The organism is uncultured Salegentibacter sp., assembly GCF_963972535.1.
In the GTDB taxonomy this organism is placed as follows: domain Bacteria; phylum Bacteroidota; class Bacteroidia; order Flavobacteriales; family Flavobacteriaceae; genus Salegentibacter.
In genome coordinates this window covers 1-5,177 of sequence record NZ_CAXAVR010000149.1, presented here as the reverse complement: position 1 = coordinate 5,177, position 5,177 = coordinate 1, and the positions used below count along the sequence as shown (strand labels likewise).

Genomic DNA, 5,177 nt, shown 5'->3' with positions numbered 1-5,177 from the left:
AAATTGGAGATACACTGAAGCAGGCCTACCCGGGAACCGATGCCTGGTTTATCACGTCTAATCTTGAAGCTATAAAACACGTTGGCTTAAGACCTTCCCGAAAAATTAAGCTTTACAACGGCGCACTGGAATCTAAACTACTGAAATACCAGATTTACCAGGGATCGAAGAAAGCGAAGTTTCAGGAGTAGGGATGAAGTATAATTTTATTGCATATCCTTATTTCTTCGGAAACTTTTTAGAAACTCACTCGCTGTCATTACCGGAAGTGAAGATTCCTGAAAATCTTTTCCATTTCTGGTAATTATAATTTCAGATTCTGAAGCTATTGCACTAAAATACTGAAGTGAATCTTCAAAATCTTTGAAATTTGAGTTAAGTCCTTTTTCAATTATTTCTTCATCAACTTTAGAAATCTCACATAAAATCTTGAGTTTTCTAAGTTTTTCTTTTGCGATTTTTGGAGACTCAAATTTGGATAGAAAGTAGTTTACGGTGGCAAAAGATATAGGAGAAACTATTAAGACGATATTTCCTTTATCTGCCAACGTTGCAAGTTGCACAGCAGGTTTATAGAATGGTTCTCTTTCTCCCAATAAATCCAGAACGATATTAGTATCTATAAAAATTCTCCTGCTCATTTATATTTATCCAATAAGTGATCAGAATATTCCTTTTTATAGTCTAAATCGGGTGGGAGCTTTTTACCGGTAGAAATACTTTTTACAAATGGAGAAATTTCCAAACCCTCGTTACTTTTTTCATTTGTGAGCGATTGTAAATACGCTTCTACAATTTTTGATAAACTAAGTTGTTGATTAGAAGCATATTTCTTTGCTCTTTCAATTACTTCCTTATTGAGCTTTAATGTGAGTTTTGTATTCATAGCTCTTATTTTACACATGTAAATTTAAGAAATTTATCCGTATGAAATAAAAAAGAAGAATTTCATAAATCGCTATTTCTTATAAAAAGGAATCAAATAACTAATGGTGTAGCCATAACCAACTCCAATATTACTATCGTCGTAGGTTCGGTTAAAGCCTGGAATTGCGAGGTTGTCAAAATTATCTGGGGTGCTCTGAAATAGCCTGCGTTTCAGTTGTACATTCACTGAAAGGAATAAATTATTTAAAACTTCAACTTTAATCCCCGCAATCAATTCAACCCAGTTCGCGGTTAATCCTGAATATTCTATGGTTTCAGAACGAATATCAGGTTCAAAAAAGGGATTGGTGGTATAGATTTGATATTCTTCAACATCTTGCGTAAAGGTTGAAAATCCATAACGAGCGCCAACAAAAATAAGGTTTTCCATACCTGTCCAGTTTTCGTAGGCATTATAATCTACTCCTATTTTCACATAACTTCCGCGAGATGTAATGCTAATATTATCTTCAGCATAACCAATACTTTCATTTCCTAATTCTGCAGCAGCGTAATAATCTTTATAAACCCGGTAATCTCCTAAGATCTCAAACCCGGAATAATCGTCCTGGAAAGCAGTTCTTAAAAGCTTACTAATATCGGCCCCAACCCGAAGCCCAAATTTTTCACGGTTGGCCAAACTATCTTCTATTGCCTTTTCCTGTATCGTTGTTTCCTGACTTAGCAATGGAGCAGCAAAAAACAGAAATAGGATGCTAAAAAAATATGCTGATATGTGATTCTGTATCATCTTCAATATTGGGTTCTTCTATAATATAAGAATCTATCCATTCGCCTTCTTCCCCGCCTTCAATGGTTAATTTAAGGCTATTGTAAATTACTTTATAGGCACACGCACGGTTTACATAAACTTCTTCGGTCCCGTAGGTAAATGTTAAAGTATCTGTATCTGGTGTAAATTCGGGATCTTCGTCGTCTTCTTCTGCATCAAAAAGCGTAAAAGTATAGGTGGTAGTATTTTGATCTGTTCTTAATGGAATTTGAATAGTATCAGGATTTATTCTTTGGTATAAAGTTTTTATAGAATCGCTTACCATAGACCTTACGCTTAAATTGGTAGGGCTTTTATAGCTTTCACGATCATTAACATCATAAAAGCTCAAGATGAGCATAGGTGTAGTTTGGGTGCTTTCAGGACAAATATCGTCGCGCTGGCACCCCATAATTAGCATTAGTAAAACTACACCTGATACAAGAATTTTTAAAAAACTTCTATTCATTTATTTTCTTTCTAAACACACAACATTCTCCACGTGATGAGTTTGGGGAAACATATCTACGGGCTGTACTCTTGTAACTTTATAATATTCGTCTAATAAAGATAGATCCCTTGCCTGCGTGGCAGAGTTGCAACTTACGTAAACAATGCGTTGTGGCAATATACCAATTATTTGAGCAATCACATCTTTGTGCATCCCGTCTCGTGGCGGATCTGTAATTATAACGTCTGGCTGACCGTGATTATTGATAAATTCTTGAGAAAAAACTTTTTTCATATCGCCAACAAAAAACTCTGCATTGTTAATTTGGTTGCGTTCGGCATTTTCTTTTGCATCAATAATCGCTTCCGGAACAACTTCAACCCCAATTACTTTTTTCGCTTTTTTTGCAACAAATTGAGCGATAGTTCCGGTGCCTGTATAAAGATCGTAAACTATTTCGTCTCCTTTTAGATCGGCAAAATCGCGCGTAATTTTATACAATTCATAAGCCTGGGCCGAATTGGTTTGGTAAAAAGACTTTGCGTTTATTTTAAACTGAAGTCCTTCCATTTGCTCAAAAATATGGTCACGGCCTTTATAACAAACAACTTCCTGGTCGTAAATAGTATCGTTCCCTTTTTCATTTATTACATACTGAAGCGAAGTAATCTCTGGAAACATTTCTAATACCGCATCTAATAACAATACCCGCTTTGCTTTGTCTTCGTGAAAAAACTGAATTAGCACCATGATTTCACCGGTAGAGGAGGTGCGTATCATTAAAGTTCGTAATAAACCTTCCTGTTTACGGGCATTAAAAAAGCTTAGATCATGGGAGCTTGCAAATTCTTTTATAAAATTTCTAATGGCATTGCTGGGATCTTCCTGAAGGTGGCACTTTTTAATATCGAGTATTTTATCCCACATTCCCGGAATATGAAATCCAAGAGCATTTTTATCGTCAAAATCTTTACCGCTGTTTATTTCTTCAGGTGTTAACCAGCGGCTATCACTAAATGAAAATTCCATTTTATTTCGGTAAAAATAAATTTCTTTGCTTCCTAAAATAGGGGTAACCTCGGGTAGCTCAACCTTACCAACCCGAATAAGATTATTTAATACCTCGTCCTGTTTATATTCCAGCTGATATTCATAACCCATATTTTGCCATTTGCAGCCTCCGCAAGTTCCAAAATGCTGGCAAACAGGTTCTACGCGTTTCTCTGAAAATTGATGAAAATTAACCGCCGTACCCTGGTAGTAAGATTTTCGTTTTTTAGTAGTTTTTATATCGGCTACATCGCCGGGAACCACGTTATCTATAAATATAACTCTACCATCTGGTGATTTCCCGATTCCTTTTCCTTTTCCGCCGGCACCGGTAACTTCTACGGCTTCAAATACCTTGTTTTTATTCCTTCTTCCCATAGCGCAAAAATAGAATAATTGTGAAGATTTATTCCCTGTGTTCCTAAAAATTCCCACAAACATTTAGTAATTTGCGAAAACTTAAATAATGGATGATTTCTCTCCCCTGTGACCTTATTTTATAGGCACAAAAGAAGGAATTATAGAATTATTGATTTTTAAAAAAAATTGAACATGTCTTTACCAAAAATTACATCTTCAAAAGAAGCTATTGAATTAGAAGACCAATATGGTGCTCATAATTACCATCCTTTACCTGTGGTGCTTAGCCGCGGCGAGGGTGTTCACGTTTGGGATGTAGAAGGAAATAAATATTACGATTTTCTTTCAGCCTATTCTGCAGTAAACCAGGGACACTGCCATCCAAAAATAGTTGATGCGCTTTGTAACCAGGCTGCTACGCTTACGCTTACTTCCAGGGCTTTTCATAACGACGTATTAGGCCCGTATGAAAAGTTTGCAACAGATTATTTTAAATTCGACAAGTTGCTGCCTATGAATACCGGGGCAGAAGCTGTTGAAACCGCGATCAAAATTGCAAGAAAATGGGCTTACGAAAGAAAAGGAGTCAAAGAAACTGAAGCCCAAATAATTGTTTGTGAAAACAATTTCCACGGAAGAACAACCACGATTATTTCTTTTTCTAACGATGAAGGTGCCAGGAAGAATTTTGGCCCATACACACCCGGATTTATAAAAATCCCTTACGATGATATTGATGCGCTGGAAAAAGTGCTAAAAGAGAATGATAATATTGCAGGTTTTCTTGTAGAACCAATTCAGGGAGAAGCGGGAGTTTATTTACCTTCTGAAGGTTACCTGAAAAAAGCCCGAGAACTTTGTAAAGAAAATAACGCTTTATTTATTGCAGATGAAGTGCAAACCGGAATTGCTCGTACCGGGCAATTACTGGCAGTAGACCACGAAGAGGTGAAGCCAGATATGGTAATTCTTGGAAAAGCAATTTCCGGCGGTGTTTATCCCGTATCTGCTGTTTTGGCCAATAATGAGGTGATGGATGTAATTCAGCCCGGACAACACGGTTCTACTTTTGGTGGAAACCCATTAGCCGGCGCTGTAGCAACTGCTGCCCTTGAAGTAATTCGCGATGAAAATTTAGCTGAAAATGCCGAAAAACTTGGGAATCTTTTTAGAAGATTACTCAACGATTTTATACGTGATTCCAATATAGTAGAATTGGTTAGAGGAAAAGGCTTATTAAATGCTATTGTTATAAACGATTCAGAAGATAGTTCTACTGCCTGGGATATTTGTATGGCGCTAAAAGAAAACGGACTTTTAGCCAAGCCAACCCATGGCAATATTATTCGTTTTGCTCCGCCATTAGTAATGAATGAAGAGCAAATTAGAGATTGTGTAAATATCATTACCACTACACTAAAACAATTTGAGAAGTAAATATTCATCAAATAATTAAAAAAGGAAAAGCCAGCTAGAAATAGCTGGCTTTTCTTATTTTCAAAAAGAAAAAGATCTATTGATTTTGTTCAATTTCCCTTAAAATTTCATTTTGCATCTCATAGATCCCATCTACTCCGCCATACATAATAAACATTACAATAGTGCTTATTAAACTAA

Annotated in this window: 6 protein-coding genes and 1 pseudogene; 2 read left to right on the top strand and 5 right to left on the bottom strand. The window is 36.2% G+C overall.

Annotated features, from left to right (window positions below; all coding sequences use genetic code 11):
- A pseudogene (locus AACZ30_RS12790) lies at positions 1-191 on the top strand (class I SAM-dependent RNA methyltransferase); the annotation flags it as partial.
- A 15-nt stretch (positions 192-206) separates the two neighbouring features.
- Here the strand turns inward: AACZ30_RS12790 and AACZ30_RS12785 are convergent.
- The 5 genes from AACZ30_RS12785 to rlmD all read right to left on the bottom strand — a co-directional run bounded on the left by AACZ30_RS12785 (position 207) and on the right by rlmD (position 3,578).
- A complete protein-coding gene (locus tag AACZ30_RS12785; RefSeq protein ID WP_208225851.1) occupies positions 207-641 on the bottom strand; it encodes a PIN domain-containing protein in 435 nt (144 codons plus the stop codon).
- Positions 638-886: a DUF6364 family protein gene (locus AACZ30_RS12780; protein ID WP_208225850.1), complete on the bottom strand. Its 249-nt coding sequence runs from the start codon at positions 884-886 to the stop codon at positions 638-640. Before AACZ30_RS12780 ends, AACZ30_RS12785 begins: the two co-directional genes overlap by 4 nt.
- Before the next feature lie 72 nt (positions 887-958).
- Positions 959-1,678 (bottom strand): DUF6048 family protein, encoded by a 720-nt coding sequence (locus tag AACZ30_RS12775; protein WP_339649799.1) that lies wholly within the window; start codon positions 1,676-1,678, stop codon positions 959-961.
- A complete protein-coding gene (locus AACZ30_RS12770; protein ID WP_339649797.1) occupies positions 1,644-2,168 on the bottom strand; it encodes a DUF6452 family protein in 525 nt (174 codons plus the stop codon). The genes AACZ30_RS12775 and AACZ30_RS12770 overlap by 35 nt, the downstream gene beginning before the upstream one ends.
- Entirely contained in the window at positions 2,169-3,578 is a 1,410-nt protein-coding gene (rlmD, locus tag AACZ30_RS12765) for a 23S rRNA (uracil(1939)-C(5))-methyltransferase RlmD (RefSeq protein ID WP_339649802.1), read from the bottom strand. It abuts the gene before it with no gap.
- A 174-nt stretch (positions 3,579-3,752) separates the two neighbouring features.
- Between rlmD and rocD the strand changes: the two genes are divergently transcribed.
- A complete protein-coding gene (rocD, locus tag AACZ30_RS12760; RefSeq protein ID WP_339649795.1) occupies positions 3,753-4,997 on the top strand; it encodes an ornithine--oxo-acid transaminase in 1,245 nt (414 codons plus the stop codon).
- Positions 4,998-5,177: the final 180 nt, after the last annotated feature.

What these genes read in the sequence shown, in the direction of transcription:
- AACZ30_RS12785 (WP_208225851.1), bottom strand. Translation starts at nt 641, where the DNA reads ATGAGCAGGAGAATTTTTATAGATACTAATATCGTTCTGGATTTATTG.
- AACZ30_RS12780 (WP_208225850.1), bottom strand. Translation starts at nt 886, where the DNA reads ATGAATACAAAACTCACATTAAAGCTCAATAAGGAAGTAATTGAAAGA.
- AACZ30_RS12775 (WP_339649799.1), bottom strand. Translation starts at nt 1,678, where the DNA reads ATGATACAGAATCACATATCAGCATATTTTTTTAGCATCCTATTTCTG.
- AACZ30_RS12770 (WP_339649797.1), bottom strand. Translation starts at nt 2,168, where the DNA reads ATGAATAGAAGTTTTTTAAAAATTCTTGTATCAGGTGTAGTTTTACTA.
- rlmD (WP_339649802.1), bottom strand. Translation starts at nt 3,578, where the DNA reads ATGGGAAGAAGGAATAAAAACAAGGTATTTGAAGCCGTAGAAGTTACC.
- rocD (WP_339649795.1), top strand. Translation starts at nt 3,753, where the DNA reads ATGTCTTTACCAAAAATTACATCTTCAAAAGAAGCTATTGAATTAGAA.